Consider the following 19,176-nt stretch of genomic DNA (forward strand, 5'->3'; position numbering starts at 1 on the left):
TTCCGGAGGCGCCGTCGCTGCGGTTCGGGGGTTTCTTGCCCACCGGTCCACGGGCTACCAGGGTATCAGCGACCGAACGAGGCTGCTTCCGGCCACGCTCCGCGCACACCTCGGCACACACCCCGCACACCGCTCACTCGATCGGCCCAGCCGGGTTGCCGGGAGCGGCACGCGGATCTTCCACGTGCGTCGTATCCTGCTCGGACACTCGCTGCCGAGTCCCGCCGGTACACGGCATCATCCCGTCCGTATCCGGAACAAAAAGGGCTTGTCAGTTCGTTTCGAGACGACAATCGGATCGCCCCTCACACTGAAACGGACGCTCCGCAGCGACGTACGAACTACGTCCCCCCACCCCCGATCCTCAGCAGTACCGAAGTTCCGCATTGCCTACTTTTCCGCACTACCTACGTTCCCTTGACCGCAAGAGCGACCGCCCCGCGCAGGGGCGCCGTGGCCGTTCGACTGGAGATGCACGTGGCCGGGCGCATCGAGGACTACGCACTCATCGGAGACATGCAGACAGCCGCGCTGGTCTGCCGGGACGGCACAGTCGACTGGCTGTGCCTGCCCCGCTTCGACTCCCATGCCGTCTTCGCAGGACTGCTCGGCACGGAGGAACACGGATTCTGGCGGCTCGGACCCGCCCACGCGGCCGACACCGAACCCCCCACGGCGGCGCGTCGCAGGTACCGCGGCGACTCGCTCATTCTCGAGTCCGAGTGGGACACCCCGCGGGGCACGGTCCGGGTGACCGATTTCATGCCCCCACGTGACGGCGCCCCGCAGCTCATCCGGATCGTCGAGGGCGTCACCGGCCGGGTGCCGATGCGCTCCGCGCTGCGGATGCGTTTCTCGTACGGCCGCGTGGTGCCCTGGGTGCACAAGCACGAGGGCCGCACGGTCGCCGTCGCCGGACCGGACTCGGTCTGGTTCGACACGGACTGCGAGACGTACGGCAAGGACCTGACCACGTACGCCGACTTCACGGTGGCGCCGGGTGACCGGATCGCCTTCACGATCTCGTGGGAGCCCTCGCACAAGGTGCCGCCCGCGCTGCCCGAGCCGGAGCAGTCCCTCGAGGCGACCGAGGACTTCTGGCGCGACTGGGTCGACCAATGTACGTACCACGGCCCCTACCGCGAGGCCGTGGTGCGTTCCCTGATCACGCTGAAGGCGCTGACCTACGCGCCCACGGGCGGCATCGTCGCCGCGCCGACCACCTCCCTCCCGGAGGAGATCGGCGGCGTCCGCAACTGGGACTACCGCTACACCTGGCTGCGCGACGCGGCCATCACCCTCTCCTCGCTGCTGCGCACCGGCTACCGCGAGGAGGCCCGCGCCTGGCGCGAGTGGCTGCTGCGCGCGGTCGCCGGCGACCCGGAGAACCTGCAGATCATGTACGGCATCGCGGGTGAACGGGAGTTGGGCGAGGCCGAGCTCGACTGGCTTCCCGGGTACGAGGGTTCGGCTCCGGTCCGCGTCGGGAACGGCGCGGCGCACCAGCTCCAGCTCGACGTCTACGGCGAGGTCACCGAGGCCCTGCACCTGGCCCACATGACGGGCCTGTCCCGCAACGACTACGCCTCGCTGCTCCAGTTGAAGCTGATCCGCTACCTGGAGGACCACTGGGACCAGCCGGACGAGGGGATCTGGGAGGTCCGCGGTCCGCGCCGGCACTTCGTGCACTCCAAGGTGATGGCCTGGGTCGCCGTGGACCGCACGATCAAGCTCATCGAGTCCGGTGACGCGGACGGCCCCCTGGAGCAGTGGCGCGAGCTGCGCGACGACATCCACCGGGACGTCTGCGAGAAGGGCTACGACAAGGAGCGGAACACGTTCACGCAGTCGTACGGCTCCAAGGAGCTGGACGCCTCGCTGCTGCTGATCCCGCAGATGGGCTTCCTGCCGCCGGACGACAAGCGTGTGATCGGCACCATCGAGGCGATCCAGCGCGAGCTGTCCACCGAGGACGGCTTCATCCTGCGCTACCCGACGACGGGCGAGCACGCGGGCGTGGACGGTCTGGAGGGCGACGAGGGCGCGTTCCTCGCCTGCTCGTTCTGGATGGCCGACGACCTCGCGATGATCGGGCGCGTCGACGAGGCCCGCAAGCTCTTCGAGCGCCTGCTCGCCCTGCGCAACGACCTCGGCCTGCTCGCCGAGGAGTGGGACCCGCGCCTGCAGCGCCAGGTCGGCAACTTCCCGCAGGCCTTCAGCCACGTCCCGCTGATCGACACGGCCCTGCGGCTCACCGCGAGCGGGGCGTACGGCGGCTGATCCCAGCCCGGATCGGGCGCACCCGGGCACCCGCCCCACCGCGCCCGATCCACCGGGACCGGGTGGTGGCCCGCTCCCCGCGCGGACCACCGTGCGACGGTGGAGATGCCCCGGCGCCCCGTCCGCGGGTAGCGTCCGCAGCATGGACAGCCGTTACGACACCCAGGGCGCCGGAATCACCGTGCAGCGGGCCCTCGAGCTGCCCGGCCTGCGGAGCGGGCTGCCGGAGATCCTCGCGGGGGCCGACCGGCTGCAGCGCACCGTGCGCTGGGTGCACGCCGGTGAGGTGCCGAACATCGCCTCGCTCCTCAAGGGCGGCGAACTGCTGCTGACCACGGGATACGGGCTCGGCACCCGCCCCGCCGAGCAGCGTGCGTTCGTCCGCACCCTCGCCGAGCGCGGTATCGCCGCGCTCGTGGTGGAACTCGGCCCCCGCTTCACCCGGCTGCCCGCCGCCCTCGTGGAGACGGCGCGCTCGGCCGGTCTGCCGCTGGTCCAGCTGCACCGCGAGGTGCCCTTCGTGACGGTCACGGAGGAGGTCCACACCGAGATCGTCAACGGCCACTACACCCTGCTGCAGCAGGCCGAGGAGGTGCACCGGCGCTGCACCGAGGCTCTCCTCGGCGGCGGCGGGGTACCCCAAGTGCTGCGCATTCTCGCCGACTTCAGCGGCAACCCGGTCTTCCTGGAGACCGCCGACGGGCAGCTGCTCTACTCGGCCGGGGCCGGAGCCGCGGGCGCCGACCCGCTCCAGGTCTGGGAGGGGATGCGCGGCCAGCACAAGGAGGAGCCGCCGGCGGGGACGACCCTGGTGGACGTGCCCGGAGGCGGACCGGGCACCGGTTCCGTGCGGGCACGTCTGGTCGTGCTGCCGGTCAGTGCCCCCGTCGCCCCGGTGCACCGGCTCGCCGCCGAACGGGCCGCCGGCATCCTGGCCGTCGTGCTCATGCAGGCCCGCCAGGAGGAGGAGCTGGCCGCGCGCGGACGCGGTGACTTCCTCACGGATCTCGCCGAGGGCCGTATCGAGGCGGAGGACGCTCCGGCACAGGCCCGCGTGCTCGGCTTCAAGCCCGGCACCAGCCCACTCCTGCCGGTCGTGATGCGGCTGGCCGACGGCCTCGCGCCGGGCGGCGGATGGGCGGTCCTCGCGCGCGCGGTCGCCGAGGAGCTGGCCTCGGTCGGCGTCCCGGTCCTGCTGGGCGTCCGTCCCGTGGAGGGCCGTGTTCCGCTGCTCCTCGGCCTGCGCGCGGAGTCGGAACGCGCGACCGTCGCCGACCGGGTCGCGGCGGCACTGCGTGCGGGTGTGGAGCGGGCGGGCATGCAGCGGCCCGGGGCACAGCCGCCGGTCGTGGTCGTCGGGGTGGCGGGCGGCTGGGCGGCCGCGTCGGCGGGCCTGCGGCACGCGGCGGAGACGGCGACGGCCGCGCAGGGCCTGTCCGACCGTCCTTGGTACGACGCCCGCCGGCTGGACATCGACCTGCTGCTGTGGCGGCTACGTGAGCATCCCGACCTGGCCGCGTTCGTGGACCGGGCGATCGGCCCGCTGCGCGATCACGACCAGCGCTCCAAGCCGCCGTTGCTGCCGACCCTGGAGACCTATCTGGCGCACGCGGGCCGCAAGGCGGAGACCGCCCGTGAACTGCACCTCAACCGGCAGACCCTCTACAACCGGCTGGCCCGGATAGGGGAGTTGCTGGGCACCGACCTCGACGACCCGCAGACGGTCCTGGCGTTGAGCCTGGCGCTGCGGGCCCGCAGGCACGTGCCGTAGCGGACACCGCGTGGATCGCCCCGGGTCACGGACCGCCGCCCGGAGCGGGCCACGGATCCGCCCGGATCAGTTCGACAGCCTGGGTTGCGTCAACTCGTCGTACACGCTGAGCACTTGGGCCACCGTCTCGTCCTCGGTCGGCCAGCTCGCGGCCTGCCGGGTGCCGCGCTCACGCAGCTCCTCCTGGCGTGCCGGATCCGCCAGCAGTCGTACGACCGTCTCGCCGAGCGCCCTGGCGTCGCCGTACGGGACGAGTTCGGCGGCGTCGCCGACGAGTTCGGGGATGCCGCCGACCGCGGTCGCGACGAGCGGCACCCGTGCGTGCAGTGCCTCCTGCGCGAGGACCGACCGTGATTCCCAACTGCTCGGCAGGAGCGCGAGGTCGGCGGCCGCGAGCAGCTCCGTGATGTCGTCGCGCCGCCCGATGAGCCGGACCGGCAGTTCCTCGTGCTCGATACGGCGCTGGAGGACCGCGCGGAGCGGCCCCTCCCCCGCGATGACGAGCAGCGGTACGGGATCGAGCCGGCACCAGACGTGCGCCGCGTCCAGCAGGGTCTCGTAGCCGCGCTGCCGGTCGAGCGAACCGACCGCCATGAGCAACGGACGCTCGGTCGAACCGAGTTCGGCGCGCGCCTTGTGCCGGCAGCGGTCCGGGTCCGCGGGCTCGACGGGCGGGCGCGGCGCGGGCAGCGCGACCGCGGCGAGCCGCGCGTCGCGCGCTCCCCTGCGGCGGGCCCGGTCCACCAGATCGGAGGAGGTGCCGAGGACCACGGACGCGGCGCGGGCGACCCGTCGTTCGAGGAGGCGCAGGAGATGGGCCCGCGCTCCCTCGGCGTCGGCGCGCGTGTGCCAGGTGACGACGAGCGGCACGCGCCGCCCGCTGAGCGCGAGGGCCGCTCGCAGCGCGGCGTGCAGCCCGTGCGCGTGCACGAGATCGGCCTCGGCGCAGGCCGTCCGCAGCGCGGACACGGAGGAGGGATCACTGCTGCGGGGGACGGGGACGTGATGCGCGCCCACTCCGGAGAACCCGTACGCACGGTCGGCCTCGGCGGGGGCGCACACGGTGACCCGTACGCCCCGCGCGACGAGTCCCGAGGCCAGCGACCGCACGTGCGCGCTGCTGCCCGCGCTGCCGCCGCCGAGCACCTGCACGGTGCGCAGCGGCGACTGGCCGTGCGGTGAGTGGCTGCTCACGTGGCTCACGTGGCCGGGGCTCCTGGTTCGGCGTCGGACCGTCACGAAGAAACGTACAGAAGGATCGCGCGGAGGGGATGGACCGCACGTCGTGCACGGCGTATCTACGCCAAGGATGCCAGGCCGTACGGGTGTTCCGGCACAGCCGTCGCGACGAGGGCACGTCAGAGACGGCAACTCGACGACGACGGTCACCCGGACGAGTGAGAAATGCCCCGGTCCGGCACCCTTCGACGCCACGCCGACCACATCCATCCCAAGACGCCCTTCCGCCCCGGCGCCCACCTGGTTCACACGACCACCACGGGTCGCATCCGTCACCCCGCACGCCCCTCCACCGGGCCGCGCCCCACGCACAACGACCGTCTTACGGACGACCGGTCGGCGCAGACCGGGCCGGGGCACCGAGCCTTTGCGCCGTAGCGGCTCACTCGGGCCGCGTGAGTTCGTCACGGCACTGCGGGGGGGGCTCACACGGTGTCGCCCGCGGGTCCGCACTCCTCCGTCCCGAACTGCCCCGCCGCCTCCGGTGTCCCCCACCGCGCCGCCGCGGTGACCCGGTGTCCGCAGGCCGCCGCCGCCACCAGCGCCGCCGCGTGCGCGGCCAGGCCGACCCGCCCGGTACCGAGGACGACGGCGGTACCGAGCGCGGCACCCAGGGCGTGCGCGCCCGCGTCGCCGATCATGGCGCGACCCGCGAGGTCGTCGCCGAGGACCGCTGCGACGGTGCCGAGTGTCCCCGCCGACACCTGCCCCGCCCGGCCGCCGCGCAGCACCCCGGGCACGCCGAGGGCGACGACGGCTCCCACGGCGCGGCCCGGCCGTACGTCGACCACGTTGACGAAATGCGCGGCGCCGGCGATCACAACACCGGCGAGCAGCTTGTCCAGGGGCCGTTCCTTGAGCAGGGACCCGGTCAGCAGCCCCGCCGCCGTGATCCCGAACAGTTTGACGGTCCCGCTGGTCACCTCCCCGTCGCGCAGGGCGCCCAGGTGGGCCCTGAGGCCGCGCCGCGGGTCACCGGCCCCGGCGAGGTCGTCGTACACGCCGCACGCACCGGCGACGGCCACGGCCACCGCCGCGACGGGCCGGACCCTGGCTGCGGCGAAGGTCGCGCCCACGGCGGTCGCGGGGCCCGCGAGGAGATCGACGGTCCTCCCCGCGTAGTTGGCACGGGCCCAACGGCCAGGTCCACCGGGCGGCCTGCGCCGCAGGGCGACGAGGCACGCGCGCGTGACCGCAGCGGCGGCCACGCATCCGACGGCCCGTTGCTGCCCACCCAGCACCATGCGGACCACCCTAGAAGGCCGCGGGGGTCTCGCGGGAGCCGGGACCACGACGACGACCGCCCCGCGCCACCCGTGCACGGGCTGCCTGGCCTCGGAAGCCGGCCGGACGGCCACGGGGCGTGCTCCGCCCCTCCCCCCGGAAGCGGCGAAGCGGCCGGACGGCCGCCCCGGCCTTGGACGAGGTCCGTCGTCGGCGAGCCCTCGGCGGTGGCATCGGATCCGCCGGCCGGCAACCGCGCGGTGGCCGCCTCAGCCGTCCGCGCGGGCCGTTGCGAGGAGTTCCTCTGCGTGGGCCCGGGCCGTCTCCGAGTCCTCCTGGCCGGCGAGCATCCGGGACAGTTCGCGGATGCGCTCCTCGCCCTCCAGGACCTTCACGCCGGAGCGGGTCACCGACCCGTCGTTGGTCTTCTCGACCAGCAGCTGGCGGTCGGCGAACGCGGCGACCTGCGGCAGGTGCGTCACGACGACGACCTGCGCGGTCTTCGCGAGCCGGGCGAGGCGGCGCCCGATCTCGACGGCGGCCTTGCCGCCGACACCCGCGTCGACCTCGTCGAACAGGTAGGTCGGCACCGGGTCGGTGCCCGCGAACACGACCTCCACCGCGAGCATCACGCGCGAGAGTTCACCGCCCGACGCCCCCTTGGCGATGGGCCGCGGCGGCGCACCGGGGTGCGGGGCGAGCAGCAGCTCCACCTCGTCGACGCCCGCCGGGCCGTAGGCCACCGTACGGCCGCCGACCTCGACGCCCTCCGGGTCGTCGGCCTGCCGGATCTCGAAGGAGACGCGCGCGTGGGGCATGGCGAGCGAGGCCAGTTCGGCGGTGACGGCGGCGGCGAAGCGTTCGGCGGCCTCCGCCCGGGCGTCGGTCAACGCCTGGGCGAGTCCGCCCAGTTCGGCACGGAGCGCGTCCCGCTCGGCGGTCAGTTCGCCGAGCCGGTCGTCGTCGCCGTCCAGTTCGTTGAGCCGGGTGACGCCCTGTTCGGCCCAGGCGAGGACGGCGTCGATGTCCGTGCCGTACTTGCGGGTCAGCTGGGTGAGTGCGGCGCGGCGCTCCTCGACCGCCGCGAGCCGCAGCGGGTCGGCGTCGAGGTCGTCGGCGTACCCGGCGAGTTCTCCCGCCACGTCGCCGAGCAGGATGGCGATCTCGCCGATCCGGCCGGACAGGGTGGCGAGGGCCGAGTCGTGCGAGCGCACGGCCTCCAGCGCACGGTGGGCGCCCGCGACGAGGGTGGCCGCGTCGATGCCTTCCGGGTCCTCGGGATTGCCCGCGAGCGCGGCGTGGGCGACCGTGGCGGCCGAGGCGAGGGCCTCCGCGTGGCCGAGCCGCTCCGCCTCCGCCGCCAGTTCGGTGTCCTCACCGGCGCGCGGCTCCACGGCCGCGACCTCCTCGAGCCCGAAACGCAGCAGGTCGGCTTCCTGGGCGCGTTCCCGCGCGCGGGTGGTGATCTCGTCCAGTTCGGCCGAGATCGCCCGCAGCCGGCGGTAGGCGCCCGCGTACTTGGCGAGGGGCACGGCGACCGCGTCGCCGGCGTACCGGTCCAGGGCCTGCCGCTGCCGGGACAGCTTGAGCAGACCCTGCTGGTCGGTCTGCCCGTGCACCGCGACGAGTTCGTCGGCGAGCTCGGCGAGCACGCCCACCGGCACCGAGCGTCCACCCAGGTGGGCCCGTGAGCGCCCCTCCGCCGAAACGGTACGGCTGAACAGCAGCGCGCCGTCGTCCAGCTCGGCACCCGCCTCCTCCGCCCGTACGACGGCCGTCCCGCCCGGGGGAACGGTGATCCGCCCCTCCACGACGGCGCTCTTGGCACCGATCCGTACGAGGGCCGGGTCCGCGCGCCCGCCCAGCAGCAGCCCGAGGCTGGTGACCACCATCGTCTTGCCCGCGCCGGTCTCACCGGTCACGGCGGTGAAGCCGGGCGACAGCTCGACCACCGCGTCGTCGATGACTCCGAGCGACCGTATCCGCATCTCCTCCAACACGGACACGACCTTACGAGGTCAGGGGCGGGGTGTGCGACGGGCCCCGCCCCGCGGGTGCGAAGGCGCAGGTGACAAGGCCGCACAAAGAGGCCGTTGTCACCCGCGTGAGTGGGGCTCCGCACCTGCGGAGCCCCGGTCGTCCTCGTACCGCTAGTGGGGTGCCCCGCGCCAGCCGGCGACCGGCAGGGCGAACTTGGCGACCAGCCGGTCGGTGAAGGAGGCGTGGTGCAGCCGCGCCAGGCGTACGGGCACGGCCCCGCGCCGCACCTCGACGCGCGCGCCGGGGGGCAGCTCCACCGTGCGCCGCCCGTCGCACCACAGCACGCCGGGCGGGATGTGCGGCAGCACCTCCACGGCGAGCACCGAGTCCGGCGAGGTGACCAGCGGCTTGGCGAACAGGGCGTGCGCGCTGATCGGCACCATCAGCAGTGCCTCGACCTCCGGCCAGACGACCGGCCCGCCCGCGGAGAAGGCGTACGCCGTCGAGCCGGTCGGGGTCGCGCACACGATCCCGTCGCAGCCGAACCCGGTGACGGGCCGCCCGTCGATCTCCAGCACCACCTCGAGGAGCTTCTCGGCGGACACCTTCTGCACGGCCGCCTCGTTCAGGGCCCAGTCGGTGTGCACGATGTCGCCGTTCTGGTGGACGACGACGTCGACGGTCATGCGTTCCTCGACCTCGTACGCCTTGGTCACCACCCGGTCGACGACCTTGTCCAGGTCGTCGCGCTCGGCCTCGGCGAGGAAGCCGACCCGTCCGAGGTTGACGCCGAGCATCGGGACCCCGGAGGCCCGGGCGAACTCGGCGCCGCGCAGCAGTGTGCCGTCACCGCCGAGGACGATGAGCAGCTCGCAGCCGTCGAGGCACTGCGGGGTGGCCTCCTTGACGAGTTCCACCTGGTCGGGCAGCGGCAGGTCCGCCGCCTCGGCCTCCAGGACCCGCACGCCGATCCCGGAGCGCAGCAGGCCCTCGACGACCAGTTCGGCGCTGCGGATGGCTGCCGGACGCCCGGTGTGGGCCAGCAGGAAAACAGTACGAGCTCGGGTCTGTGTCAACGCGGCCCCTCCGCCACTGCACGGTCAACGTCGGCCGGGTCGAGGTCGGGTGCCCCGGCCCGCAGCCACAGAAAGTACTCGACGTTGCCCGAGGGTCCGGGCAACGGGCTTGCGGTCACACCCTGTACTCCGAGCCCCAGCTCGCGGGCGCGGCCCGCCACCGCGCGCACGGCCTCGGCGCGCAGCTCCGGGCTGCGCACGACTCCGCCGCTGCCCAGCCGGTCCTTCCCCACCTCGAACTGCGGCTTGACCATCATCACCAGATCGGCATCCGGCGCCGCGCACCGCACGAGGGCGGGCAGCACCAGTCCGAGCGGGATGAAGGACAGATCCCCGACAACAAGGTCCACGGGCTCCCCATCGATCGCCTCCAACGTCAACTCGCGTACGTTCGTACGGTCCTTGACGGTGACGCGTTCATCGCTCTGCAGCGACCAGGCGAGTTGTCCGTAACCGACGTCGACGGCGAGGACGTGGGCGACGCCCGCGCGCAGCAGCACGTCGGTGAAGCCTCCGGTGGAGGCGCCGGCGTCGAGCGCCCGCCGTCCCTCGACCTTCAGGCCCAGGGGCACGAAGGCGGCGAGGGCGCCGGCGAGCTTGTGCCCGCCGCGCGAGACGTAGTCGGGATCGTTGTCGTCCTTCGTGACGACGATCGCGGCCGCGGTCTCCACCTGGGTGGCGGGCTTGGTCGCGAGGGTCTTGCCCACGCTGACCCGCCCCGCGGCGATCAGCTGGCCCGCGTGCTCGCGCGAGCGGGCGAGCTTCCGGCGGACCAGCTCGGCGTCGAGGCGTCGGCGCGCCACTCCTGCCACGTTCGGTTCAGCTCCTCGGGTACGTCGATGGGGGCGCCGGAGGTCCCGGGCGGGCGTCGAGCGCGGTGAGCACGTCGCGCAGCCCCCGGTGTACATCCTCGTACACCTCGACGTGCCCGTCCGTCGCGAGGTGGTCGGCGTCCGCGAGCCGGTCGAGCCGGGCGTCGACGTCCGCGTCGCCGGAGGGCACGCGCGGGACGTTCAGCGGGGCCGGTGCTGCGGGGTCGTACGCCGGTTCCGGCGGTGCCGGTGCGGGCGCGCCGGGCTCCGCGGGCGTCGCGGCCTGCGGGACCTCGCCCTCGGGAACTGAGTCGCTCATGCCCCGACGCTACCGCGAAGCGCTGCGGTACCGTCGATCACGATGGCCACGATTGAGGAGTGCCGCGCCGCACTCGACAAGCTTTCGGACACCATGGCGAGCGCGGAAGGGGACGTCCGCAGCGCGGCGGCCCTGGACCGGTCGCTGAGCTGCCGTGTCACCGACCTGGACGTCACCTTCGTGGGCCGCCTCAAGGACGGCCGGATCGAGGTGCTCGACACGCTCCAGGGTCCGCCCCCGGACAAGGCACAGATCCGTCTGGCCATGGCCGGCGACGATCTGGTGGCGATGGTGGACGGCCGGCTGAACTTCGCGAAGGCCTGGGGTTCGGGCCGGGTGAAGCTGGAGGCGGGCCTGCGGGACCTGTTCCGGCTCAGGACCCTCCTGTAGCCGCCGAAGCCCCGACGGCCGCCACGCGGGCCCTGCGGGCCGCGGGCACCACCAGCGGCGTCCCGGTCTCCGGGTCGTCGATGACCTGGCAGCGCAGGCCGAAGACCTCCTCGACCAGACCGGCCGTGACGATGTCGTTCGGCGCGCCCTCGGCGATGACCTCACCGTCGCGCAGCGCTATCAGGTGGGTGGCGTAGCGGGCCGCGTGGTTGAGGTCGTGCAGCACGGCGACGAGGGTCCGGCCCTGTGTCTCGTGCAGTTCGGCGCACAGGTCGAGGACGTCGATCTGGTGCTGGATGTCGAGGTAGGTCGTCGGCTCGTCGAGGAGGAGCAGCGGGGTCTGCTGCGCGAGCGCCATGGCGATCCACACGCGCTGGCGCTGTCCGCCGGAGAGTTCGTCGACGTAGCGGTCGGCGAGTTCGGCGACCCCGGTGGAGGCCATCGACTCCTGGACCACCCGCTCGTCCTCGGAGGACCACTGGCGCAGCAGGCCCTGGTGCGGGTAGCGGCCGCGGCCGACGAGGTCGCCGACGGTGATGCCGTCGGGCGCGATCGACGACTGCGGCAGGAGGCCGAGGGTGCGGGCGACCTTCTTCGCGGGCATCGACTGGATGGCCTGCCCGTCGAGCAGCACCCGGCCCTCGGAGGGCTTCAGCATGCGCGAAAGGGCGCGCAGCAGGGTGGACTTGCCGCAGGCGTTCGGACCGACGATCACCGTGAAGGAGTTGTCGGGTATCTCCACCGACAGCTTCTCCGCGATGACGCGCTGGTCGTAGCCGAGGGTGACGTTGTCGGCGGACAGGCGGTTCACAGTGCTCCTTGGGATGTTCTCGTCCGCGGTCACGGGGGTCGTCCTCGCCGGGCGGTTCATATCCGGCCCGCCTTGCGCTCGGTGACCAGGAGCCACAGCAGGTAGACGCCGCCGAGGACTCCGGTCACGACACCGACGGGCAACTGGTCGGCTCCGAAGGCACGCTGCGAGGCCCAGTCCGCGACGATGAGCAGGGTCGCGCCCATGCACATCGACGGCACCAGGTTGGGGCCGGGCGACCGCGTGAGCCGGCGGGCCAGCTGGGGCGCGGTGAGGGCCACGAAGCCGACCGGGCCGGCGGCGGCGGTGGCACCCGCGGTGAGCAGCACGGCCGCCACCATCAGCAGCAGCCGCGTGCGTTCGACGCGCACGCCGAGGGCGTACGACACGTCGTCGCCCATCTCCATCATGCGCAGCCCGCGGGCGTTGCCGAGGACGAGCGGGACGAGGACGCCGCAGAGGATGAGCAGGGGCCAGACCTGTGTCCAGTCACGGCCGTTGAGGGAGCCGGTCATCCAGACGACGGCGCGGGCCGCGTCGACGATGTCGGCCTTGGTGAGCAGATAGCCGTTGACCGCGGTCACGATCGCGGAGACACCGATGCCGACGAGGACCAGCCGGTATCCGTGCACGCCCCGCTTCCAGGCGAGCAGATAGATGGCGAGACCGGTCACGAGGCCTCCGGCGAGCGCGCCGAGGGCCACCTCGGTCGCACTGCCCGAGAACAGCACGATCATGATGAGCGCGCCGGCCGTGGAGCCCTGCCCGAGCCCGAGGACGTCGGGACTGCCCAGCGGATTGCGGGAGATGGACTGGAAGAGGGCGCCGCCGAGTCCGAGCGAGGCACCCACCAGCAGTCCGACCAGGACCCGCGGCAGCCGCAGGTCGTTGACGATGAACTCCTGGCTCGCGTTGCCCTCGCCGAACAGCGTCCTGATGACGTCGGCGACGGGGATCGGGAAGTCGCCGGTGCCGATGAGCACCACGCTCGCGGCGGCCGCGGCCACCAGCAGCAGGGCGACCACGACGGACGTGCGGACGTCGAGACGGACGGAGATCCCGCCCGCCGTACGGACCGACCGGACGCGTCGGGTGACCGGCGCGGGGCCTGCCCCGCGCGCGCGGGGGGTTCGGATACGTGGGGTCGTCACAGCTGCGCCGTCCTCCGTCGCCGTACGAGAAAGATGAAGACCGGCCCGCCGAGGATCGCGGTGACGATGCCGACCTGGAGTTCCGCCGGCCGGGCGGCCATCCGCCCGAGGACGTCGGCGCCGAGCAGCAGCACGGGCGACAGGACGGTGGCGTACGGCAGGATCCAGCGCAGGTCGGGGCCGGTGAAGGACCGGACGACGTGCGGGACCATCAGCCCGACGAACACGATCGGCCCGCAGGCGGCGGTCGCGGCGCCGCACAGCACCGTCGCCGCTGCCATGGACAGCGCGCGGGTGCGGTTGAGGTGGGCGCCGAGGGCGCGGGCGGTGTCGTCACCCATGGCCATCGCGTTGAGCGGCCGGGCCAGCGCCAGCGCCAGCAGGGTGCCGACGGCGAGGAAGGGGGCGACCTGCCGGATCGTCGAGTCGGTCGCCGAGGCGAGGGAACCGACCGTCCAGAAGCGCATCTTGCCGAGCGCCGCGTCGTCCGTGATCATCACGGCCTGCAGATAGCCGTAGAGCGCGGCGCTGATCGCGGTACCGGCGAGCGCGAGCCGCACCGGGGTCGCGCCCCGGCTGCCGCCCAGGAACCAGACGAGCGCGCCGACGGCGGCCGCGCCGCCGAAGGCGAACCAGACGTAGCCGCTCAGCGAGGTGACACCGAAGAAGGTGATCGCGGTGACGACCGCGGCGGACGCCCCCGCGTTGATGCCGAGCAGACCCGGGTCGGCCAGCGGATTGCGGGTGAGCGCCTGCAGAACGGCACCGGACAGTCCCAGCGCCGCCCCCACGAGCAGACCGAGGACGGTGCGCGAGATCCGGTCGCCGACCACGACATCGGAGTACGTCCCCGAGTCGTGGAACAGGCCGTGCCACACCTGGTCCAGCGGCAGCGCTTTCGCGCCGATCGCGATGCTCGCCAATGCGACGAGCACCAGGAGCCCTACGGAGAGCAGGAGTCCGAGGGTGCGTATCGCCCGTCGGGTCGGGGGCGCGGGGGCGGTCTCCGCGCGCTGTTCTGGAGGACTGTCGACCAACACGAGGTTAGGTTAGCCTACCCTCGCATTTGCTCTGGATCCGGCTCCGCGTGCCGCCCACGCACCCACGCCCGGGTCAGCGCCCGCATCGGACGGTCCGTCGGCTCTAGAGTCCCAGCCGCGCCAGCGCCTTGCCCCCGTCCAGCTCGCATCCGGACTCCCCCGCGGCCGTCCAGGCGGCGGCGCACAGGGCCCGCAGTCCGTCGATGGCCTCGCCGTCACCCGACAGCTCCAGCTCCTCGTCCCCCGCCTTCGCCGTCCAGCCGCCGCAGCGGAACCCCTCGCCGGCCTCCTCGACCTCCGGCTGACCGGTGAGCATCCCGCGGAGGTCGGCGTCCACATAGGTCGGCCGGTGCCGCGGCGGCGCGGCCAGCAGCTGCGCGCCGTCCGTCACCCCGGTGAGGACGAGCAGCGAGTCCACCTCGCCGTTGAACGCGCCCTCGATGTCGGTGTCCAGCCGGTCGCCGACCACCAGCGGCCGCTTCGCGCCGGTCCGCAGAATCGTCTCGCGGTGCATCGGGGGCAGCGGCTTGCCCGCCACCTGCGGCTCGGCGCCCGTCGCGATCCGGACGACCTCCACCGCCGCGCCGTTCCCCGGCGCGATGCCACGCGCGCTCGGGATCGTCAGGTCGGTGTTCGAGGCGAACCACGGCACTCCGCGCGCGATGGCGTAACAGGCCTCGGCGAACCGCGACCAGACCAGGTCGGGACCGCCGTACCCCTGAACGACCGCCACCGGCTCGTCGTCGGCCGAGTCGACCGGTTCGAGCCCGCGCTCACGGAGCGCGACCCGCAGGCCCTCACCGCCGATGACCAGCACCCGCGCACCCGCGGGCACCTGCTCGCTGATGAGCCGCGCCACGGCCTGCGCCGAGGTGATCACGTCGGAGGCCGCCGCCGGTATGCCCAGCTCCGTGAGGTGCTCGGCGACCGCGTCCGGTGTCCGCAGCGCGTTGTTCGTGACGTACGCGAGGTGCATTCCGCCGGAGCTCGCCGTCCCGAGGGACTCCACGGCGTGCGCGATCGCGTTCCCGCCCGCGTAGACCACACCGTCCAGGTCGAGCAGCGCCGTGTCGTACGCCTCTCTCAGGGCCTGACTGCTGCCTTCGGGCCTCGTCCTGACGGTCTGGCTCATTACGCATCGCTCCTCGTTCGATCCCTTTGCCCCGATCATCGCTCATGCCACCGACACACTTACGATGCCTCAATGAACTATGCGGGTCCCGAGGAGGAAACACCGGCACGGAACGGCCTCGAGCTGACCCCGTTCCAAGGCCTGCGCTACGACCCCGACCGGGTCGGCAGCCTGGCCGCCGTGACATCCCCGCCGTACGACGTGATCGTCCGGCCCGACGGACTGCTCGAACTCGAATCCGCCGACCCGTACAACATCGTGCGGCTGATCCTCCCGCAGGACCACTCGCCCGCCGCCCGCAACCAGCAGGCCGCCTACACACTGCGCCGCTGGCGGGCGGAAGGCGTCCTGACCACCGACAACGAGCCGGGCCTGTACGTGTACGAGCAGCGCGACGGCGACCTGCTGCAGCGCGGTGTGATCGGCACGCTGCGGCTGTCCGATCCGGCGGACGGCGTCGTACTGCCCCACGAGGACGTGATGCCGCACATCGTCGCGGACCGCGCGGACCTGATGCGGGCCACATCCGCCAACCTCGAACCGCTGCTGCTCACCTATCGCGGCGACGCCTCCGGCTGCGGCACGGCCGCCGTCGTCGAGAAGACCGCGACGCTGCCCCCGCTGCTGGCCACCACCACGGAGGACGGCATCAGCCACCGGCTGTGGGCGGTGACGGATCCGGCCGGCCTCGCGGAGATCCGGGCGGACCTCGGCCGCCACCAGGCCCTGATCGCCGACGGCCATCACCGCTGGGCGACCTATCTGCGTCTACGCGCGGAGCATGCCTCGCCGAGCCCCTGGGACTACGGCCTCGTCCTCCTCGTGGACACCGCCCGCTACCCGCTGCGCGTCCGGGCGATCCACCGCCTGCTGCACCGCCTGCCGGTCGCGGAGGCCCTGGCCGCCGTCGGAGACACCTTCCGTGTCCGCCGCCTCGACGTGCCCCTCGCGGAGGCTCTGGAGTCCCTGGCGTCGGCGGCCGCCGACGGAAACGCCTTCCTGCTCGCCGGGGACGGCGCCTTCCACCTGATCGACCGCCCGTCACCGGACCTCCTGGCCCGTACGATCCCGGCCGGCCATCCGGAGGCCTGGCGCACCCTGGACGCGACGGTCCTGCACGCCACGCTCCTCGACCATGTGTGGGGCATCCCGGAGGACTCGCCCGAGCACATCGCGTACATCCACGACACGGTCGCCACGGTGGAGAAGGCCGAGCAGGACGGCGGCACGGCCGTCCTGATGCACCCCGTCCGCGAGGAGGTCGTACGCGATCTCGCCCGTCAGGGCGTCACGATGCCCCGCAAGTCGACGTCCTTCGGCCCCAAGCCGGCCTCGGGACTGGTCCTGCGCGCGCTCACCTCCTGACGCGCCCGGGCCCACCGCGAGGACGACGTCAAGGACGCCTGAAACGCCACATGGGCGGAGGTACCCCTTCCGGAGTCCCGCCGCCCATGTGGTGAACCGCTGTGTCGGACGTCAGCTCCGAGGACGCACAGGAGCGTCACCCGTGCTGTCGTCCCCGTCCTCGTCGTCGAGGTCGTCGCCCTCGTCGTCCACGTCGTCCTGCAGGTCGCCGCCGTCGATGTCGTCGTCCACGTCGTCCGTGGCGACATCCGCGAGCTCGACGTCGTCCACGTCGTCGGCGGCATCGTCATCGTCGGCCGGCACGCGGGTGCCGGCTTCCTCGGAGACCGTCACCTGCGCGCCCTCGCCGTCCTCGTCGTCCTCGTCCTCGGCGAACGCGTCGACGAACTCGACACCGTCCATCTCGGCGAGCCGGTCGGAGGCGTCCGTGCTGCCGTCCTTGTCGGACTCGACAGCCTTGGCGAACCACTCACGGGCCTCGCCCTCACGGCCGGCCGCGAGCAGCGCGTCCGCGTAGGCGTACCGCAGGCGCGCGCTCCAGGGCTGGACGGAGTTCGACGCGAGCTCCGGGCTCTGGAGAGTGACGATGGCCGCGTCGAGCTGGTCCATGTCACGCCGGGCACCGGCCGCGACGAGCCGCATCTCGACCTGCGAGGCCTTGTCCAGCTTCTGCACCTCGGGGGCGCCGGCCATCTCCAGTGCCTTCTCGGGCCGGCCGAGACCGCGCTCGCAGTCCGCCATGACGGGCCACAGCTCGACACTGCCGGTCATCCGCCGCGCGGCACGGAACTCGGCGAGGGCCTCGCTGAACTTCTGGTTGGCGTACGCGGCGAACCCGGCCGCCTCACGCACGGCGGCGACGCGGGACGCGAGCCGCAGGGCGATCCGCGAGTACGCGTAGGCGCCCTCGGGGTCCTCGTCGATCAGCCGGGCGACCATCACCAGGTTGCGGGAGACCTCCTCGGCAAGCCCCTTCGGCAGGCTCTGGAGCTCCTGTCGTACGTCCTTGTCGATCTCGTCGCCCGTGACGTCGTCCGGGATCGGCAGCCGCTTGATCGGCTCGCGGTCCCGCTCCCGCTCGTCGCGGTAGCGTCCGCCGCCACGGCGGTCGTCGCCGCCGCGGTCGTCCCGGCCGCGGAAGCCGGAGGGACGCCCACCCCGGTCGTCGCGCTGCGGTCCACCGCGGCCGCGGTCGTCGCGGCCACGGAAGCCACCACCCCGGTTGTCTCCGCCGCGGTCGTCACGTCGGTCGTCACGACGGAAGGCCGGACGGTCGCCGTCCCTGCGCTCGTCGCCCCGACGGTCGCTGCCGCCACGGTTGTCGTCACGACGGAAACCACCACGCTCCCCGCCACGATCCCCACCGCGGTCATCGCGACGGGAGTCACCGCGGTCGTCGCGACGGAACCCGCCCCGATCGCCACCGCGGTCGTCCCGACGGTCGTCCCTGCGCTCGTCGCGACGGAAGTCGCCGCCACCCCGGTTGTCATCGCGACGGAAACCACCACGGTCCCCACCGCGGTCGTCCCGACGGTCGTCGCGGCGGAAGCCGCCGCGGTCGTCGTCACGGCGGGGGCTGCTGGGCCGGTCGTCGCGACGCGGACCACCGCTCGGACGGTCGTCACGGCGGAAGGCCGGACGGTCGCCGTCACGACGGAAGCCGCGGTCGTCGCCCCGACGGTCGCTGCCGCCACGGTTGTCGTCACGCCGGAAGCCACCACGGTCCCCACCGCGATCGCCGCCACGGTCATCACGACGATCGTCACGGCGGAAACCGCCACCGGTGCTGCCGCCACCGCGGTTGTCATCGCGACGGAAACCACCACCGGCACTGCCGCCACGGTCATCACGACGATCGTCGCGACGGAAACCACCACGATCGCCGCCTCGGTCATCACGACGGTCGTCGCGACGGAAACCGCCGCCAGCGCTGCCACCACGGTTGTCATCACGGCGGAAACCGCCACCCGTGCTGCCACCACCGCGGTTGTCGTCACGACGGAAACCACCACCGGCACTGCCGCCACGGTTGTCATCGCGACGGAAACCACCACGATCGCCGCCGCGGTCGTCGCGGCGGAAGCCGCCGCGGTCGTCATCACGGCGGGGGCTGCTGGGCCGGTCGTCGCGACGCGGGCCACCGCTCGGACGGTCGTCACGGTTGAAGGCGGGACGGTCGCCGTCCCGGCGGAAGCCACCGCGGTCGCGGTCGTCACGGCGCGGACCGCTCGGCCGGTCGTCGCGACGCGGACCGCCGGTGGGACGGTCGTCACGCCGGAACGGAGGCCGGCCGCCGCCGGCGCCGCCGCGGTTGTCGTCACGACGGAAGCCGCCGCCACCACTGCCACCACGGTTGTCGTCACGACGGAAACCACCACGGTCCCCACCGCGATCGCCGCCACGGTCGTCCCGACGGCCGGAGCCGGCACGGTCGTTGTCACGGCGGTCGTTGTCTCGACGCGGAGCCCCGCGGTAGCCACCGCGGTCACCACTGTCACGACGGCGCTCGTCGCGCTCCGGTCGCTCGTCGGGAGAGTTGGTGGACATGGGTGACTCCTGTCATCGGTACCGCAAGTCATTCTCGCG

General features: G+C 73.1%; 15 protein-coding genes and 1 pseudogene. 4 read left to right on the forward strand and 12 right to left on the reverse strand.

All coding sequences use genetic code 11. The annotated features are described in order from the left end of the window. Window positions 1–477 precede the first annotated feature (477 nt). A complete protein-coding gene (locus B0675_RS35050) occupies window positions 478–2,280 on the forward strand; it encodes a glycoside hydrolase family 15 protein (protein ID WP_081224058.1) in 1,803 nt (600 codons plus the stop codon). 142 nt (window positions 2,281–2,422) lie between these two features. Next, window positions 2,423–4,051 (forward strand): PucR family transcriptional regulator, encoded by a 1,629-nt coding sequence (locus B0675_RS35055; protein ID WP_081223626.1) that lies wholly within the window; start codon window positions 2,423–2,425, stop codon window positions 4,049–4,051. 66 nt (window positions 4,052–4,117) lie between these two features. Here the strand turns inward: B0675_RS35055 and B0675_RS35060 are convergent, their stop codons facing one another. From B0675_RS35060 to B0675_RS35085, 6 genes are all read right to left on the reverse strand, one after another. Continuing rightward, window positions 4,118–5,254 (reverse strand): glycosyltransferase family 4 protein, encoded by a 1,137-nt coding sequence (locus B0675_RS35060; RefSeq protein WP_081223627.1) that lies wholly within the window; start codon window positions 5,252–5,254, stop codon window positions 4,118–4,120. 461 nt (window positions 5,255–5,715) lie between these two features. Continuing rightward, complete coding sequence (locus B0675_RS35065) at window positions 5,716–6,534, reverse strand: hypothetical protein (RefSeq protein ID WP_241540077.1); 819 nt, start codon at window positions 6,532–6,534, stop codon at window positions 5,716–5,718. Window positions 6,535–6,783: 249 nt separating this feature from the next. Continuing rightward, the gene (recN, locus tag B0675_RS35070; RefSeq protein WP_081223628.1) at window positions 6,784–8,514 is read right to left on the reverse strand and encodes a DNA repair protein RecN; all 1,731 of its coding nucleotides are present in this window, start codon (window positions 8,512–8,514) and stop codon (window positions 6,784–6,786) included. A 150-nt stretch (window positions 8,515–8,664) separates the two neighbouring features. After that, on the reverse strand, window positions 8,665–9,570 hold the full coding sequence (locus B0675_RS35075; RefSeq protein WP_081223629.1) for an NAD kinase: 906 nt from the start codon (window positions 9,568–9,570) through the stop codon (window positions 8,665–8,667). Next, window positions 9,567–10,382: a TlyA family RNA methyltransferase gene (locus tag B0675_RS35080; protein WP_081223630.1), complete on the reverse strand. Its 816-nt coding sequence runs from the start codon at window positions 10,380–10,382 to the stop codon at window positions 9,567–9,569. Before B0675_RS35080 ends, B0675_RS35075 begins: the two co-directional genes overlap by 4 nt. A gap of 7 nt (window positions 10,383–10,389) precedes the next feature. Next, window positions 10,390–10,701, reverse strand: coding sequence for a hypothetical protein (locus tag B0675_RS35085; RefSeq protein WP_081223631.1), 312 nt, complete (start codon window positions 10,699–10,701; stop codon window positions 10,390–10,392). Window positions 10,702–10,743: 42 nt separating this feature from the next. Here B0675_RS35085 and B0675_RS35090 point away from each other — a divergent pair, with 42 nt between their 5' ends. After that, window positions 10,744–11,091, forward strand: a complete 348-nt coding sequence (locus tag B0675_RS35090) for an SCP2 sterol-binding domain-containing protein (RefSeq protein ID WP_081223632.1) — start codon at window positions 10,744–10,746, stop codon at window positions 11,089–11,091. On the opposite strand, the gene B0675_RS35095 is transcribed toward B0675_RS35090, so the two are convergent. From B0675_RS35095 to B0675_RS35110, 4 genes are all read right to left on the reverse strand, one after another. Continuing rightward, window positions 11,075–11,962 carry an ABC transporter ATP-binding protein gene (locus B0675_RS35095; protein ID WP_081223633.1) on the reverse strand — a complete coding sequence of 296 codons (888 nt, stop codon included), beginning with the start codon at window positions 11,960–11,962 and terminating at the stop codon, window positions 11,075–11,077. The two genes, B0675_RS35090 and B0675_RS35095, sit on opposite strands and share 17 nt — an antisense overlap. Further along, window positions 11,959–13,038 carry an iron chelate uptake ABC transporter family permease subunit gene (locus B0675_RS35100; protein ID WP_081224059.1) on the reverse strand — a complete coding sequence of 360 codons (1,080 nt, stop codon included), beginning with the start codon at window positions 13,036–13,038 and terminating at the stop codon, window positions 11,959–11,961. Before B0675_RS35100 ends, B0675_RS35095 begins: the two co-directional genes overlap by 4 nt. Window positions 13,039–13,049: 11 nt before the next feature. Beyond that, window positions 13,050–14,093 (reverse strand): iron chelate uptake ABC transporter family permease subunit, encoded by a 1,044-nt coding sequence (locus B0675_RS35105; protein WP_081223634.1) that lies wholly within the window; start codon window positions 14,091–14,093, stop codon window positions 13,050–13,052. Between the two features lie 103 nt (window positions 14,094–14,196). Further along, window positions 14,197–15,225, reverse strand: a complete 1,029-nt coding sequence (locus B0675_RS35110; RefSeq protein WP_081223635.1) for an HAD hydrolase-like protein — start codon at window positions 15,223–15,225, stop codon at window positions 14,197–14,199. A 72-nt stretch (window positions 15,226–15,297) separates the two neighbouring features. Here B0675_RS35110 and B0675_RS35115 point away from each other — a divergent pair, with 72 nt between their 5' ends. Then, complete coding sequence (locus B0675_RS35115) at window positions 15,298–16,590, forward strand: DUF1015 domain-containing protein (RefSeq protein ID WP_081223636.1); 1,293 nt, start codon at window positions 15,298–15,300, stop codon at window positions 16,588–16,590. 111 nt (window positions 16,591–16,701) lie between these two features. Here the strand turns inward: B0675_RS35115 and B0675_RS41615 are convergent, their stop codons facing one another. Beyond that, window positions 16,702–17,637 (reverse strand): hypothetical protein, encoded by a 936-nt coding sequence (locus tag B0675_RS41615; protein ID WP_193791575.1) that lies wholly within the window; start codon window positions 17,635–17,637, stop codon window positions 16,702–16,704. A gap of 588 nt (window positions 17,638–18,225) precedes the next feature. Continuing rightward, window positions 18,226–19,137: pseudogene (locus tag B0675_RS42625) on the reverse strand (tetratricopeptide repeat protein); the annotation flags it as partial. Window positions 19,138–19,176 lie beyond the last annotated feature (39 nt).

The organism is Streptomyces sp. M41(2017) (genome assembly GCF_002078175.1).
Taxonomy (GTDB): domain Bacteria; phylum Actinomycetota; class Actinomycetes; order Streptomycetales; family Streptomycetaceae; genus Streptomyces.

Bases quoted from the DNA above. Each gene is read 5' to 3' on its own strand.
- B0675_RS35095 (WP_081223633.1), bottom strand. From the start codon at position 11,962: ATGAACCGCCCGGCGAGGACGACCCCCGTGACCGCGGACGAGAACATC.
- B0675_RS35090 (WP_081223632.1), top strand. From the start codon at position 10,744: ATGGCCACGATTGAGGAGTGCCGCGCCGCACTCGACAAGCTTTCGGAC.
- B0675_RS35110 (WP_081223635.1), bottom strand. From the start codon at position 15,225: ATGAGCCAGACCGTCAGGACGAGGCCCGAAGGCAGCAGTCAGGCCCTG.
- B0675_RS35115 (WP_081223636.1), top strand. From the start codon at position 15,298: ATGAACTATGCGGGTCCCGAGGAGGAAACACCGGCACGGAACGGCCTC.
- B0675_RS35085 (WP_081223631.1), bottom strand. From the start codon at position 10,701: ATGAGCGACTCAGTTCCCGAGGGCGAGGTCCCGCAGGCCGCGACGCCC.
- B0675_RS35065 (WP_241540077.1), bottom strand. From the start codon at position 6,534: ATGGTGCTGGGTGGGCAGCAACGGGCCGTCGGATGCGTGGCCGCCGCT.
- B0675_RS35055 (WP_081223626.1), top strand. From the start codon at position 2,423: ATGGACAGCCGTTACGACACCCAGGGCGCCGGAATCACCGTGCAGCGG.